The sequence below is a fragment of the Streptomyces sp. NPDC048255 genome (assembly GCF_040652415.1).
GTDB lineage: Bacteria > Actinomycetota > Actinomycetes > Streptomycetales > Streptomycetaceae > Streptomyces.
This window is the reverse complement of the sequence record NZ_JBEZMA010000151.1, coordinates 1-1,230: the sequence shown is the minus strand read 5'-3', so window position 1 is coordinate 1,230 and position 1,230 is coordinate 1. Positions and strand designations below refer to the sequence as shown.

Sequence of the window (1,230 nt, the reverse complement as noted above, 5' to 3'; positions counted from 1 at the left end):
CGGATCGTCGACGCCACCAACAGCGTCAGCACGACCGCGGCGAGGATCGGGACCATGCGCCGGTACATCGGATTGGCCAGCCACCAACCCCAGGTCGAGGCCTTGCCGCCGGCCGGCAGCGGAATGCCGCAATGCGGGCAGCGCCAATCGCCGGAGCGGATGGGCCGGTGGCAACTGCGGCACTGGATCGACAAGGACCGGCCTCCTGGCGCGGGGCCGCCGCAGCGGCGGCGGAACGGGACGGCGCGATTATCGGCGAGGGTGCGGGTTAGCGGCCAGTCCTGGGCGGGGCGAACCTGCGGCGATAATGCATTCGGCGCCGGGCTTGGGGCCGATTCGCTGTTGGAGTGCGGACCGCCGAGCGCTCACCGGCGCCGTCCAGACAGAAGGTTCGGGACGCGCAGAGCGGCCGTCGCTCGCAGCGGCGAAAAAAATTCGTCGAGCCTGTCGATTCCTGCGATCCTGGCTCGTCGCAGTCATGAGCAGGCGGGAATGCGGCCTCACCAGGCCGGTTCCGGCGCCCGCCGTCCCCTTACCCTCGCAGCCAGGACTTACGCCATGACCACCCACGCCCAAATGTTCGTCAACCTGCCGGTGCAGAACCTCGACCGTTCGGTCGCTTTCTTCACCGCGCTCGGCTACAGCTTCAACCCGCAGTTCACCGACGAGAACGCCACCTGCATGCTGCTCGGCGAGAATCTGTTCGCGATGCTGCTGGTGCGGCCGTTCTTCCAGACCTTCACCCAGAAGGAGCTGATCGATCCGCAGCGCCAGGTGCAGACCCTGGTGGCGCTGCCGCTGGGCAGCCGCGCCGAGGTCGATGCGCTGGCCGACAAGGCCGTCGCCGCCGGTGCGAAGGCGCACGAGCCGAAGGACTACGGCTTCATGTACCAGCGCGCTTACGACGATCTGGACGGCAACACCTGGGAGATCTTCCACATGGATCCCAACGCGGTGCCGGGCGACGCGCAGGCCTGAGCGCGCGGGCGCGCTGTCGCGCCCGCAGCGGCGAAACGAAAAGGCCCCGCATCGCGGGGCCTTTTTTCAGGAGCCAATCCGGAGTCGGGCCGGGCCGGCGGATCAGCGCGCCGCGCTGCGCGCGTCGGCCTTGAACTCGCGGAACGCCCAGTCGTCGATCAGCCGCTTCTCGTAGCGCAGCGGATCGGTCTGTCCGGCGGCGCGCGGGCCCATCAGGAAGCTCATGTCGCGCAGGGTGCGCTGGCCTTGTTC

The 1,230-nt window shown here is 68.9% G+C and carries 3 protein-coding genes; 1 reads left to right on the top strand and 2 read right to left on the bottom strand.

The features are described 5' to 3' along the window. On the bottom strand, positions 1–194 hold a 194-nt coding region (locus AB0D94_RS37860; RefSeq protein ID WP_362062542.1), incomplete at its 3' end, for a hypothetical protein. Between the two features lie 364 nt (positions 195–558). Between AB0D94_RS37860 and AB0D94_RS37855 the strand changes: the two genes are divergently transcribed. Then, complete coding sequence (locus AB0D94_RS37855; RefSeq protein ID WP_096376540.1) at positions 559–978, top strand: VOC family protein; 420 nt, start codon at positions 559–561, stop codon at positions 976–978. A 102-nt stretch (positions 979–1,080) separates the two neighbouring features. On the opposite strand, the gene AB0D94_RS37850 is transcribed toward AB0D94_RS37855, so the two are convergent. Beyond that, positions 1,081–1,230 (bottom strand): DUF3016 domain-containing protein (locus AB0D94_RS37850; RefSeq protein WP_362062545.1); only part of this gene is annotated, 150 nt, incomplete at its 5' end.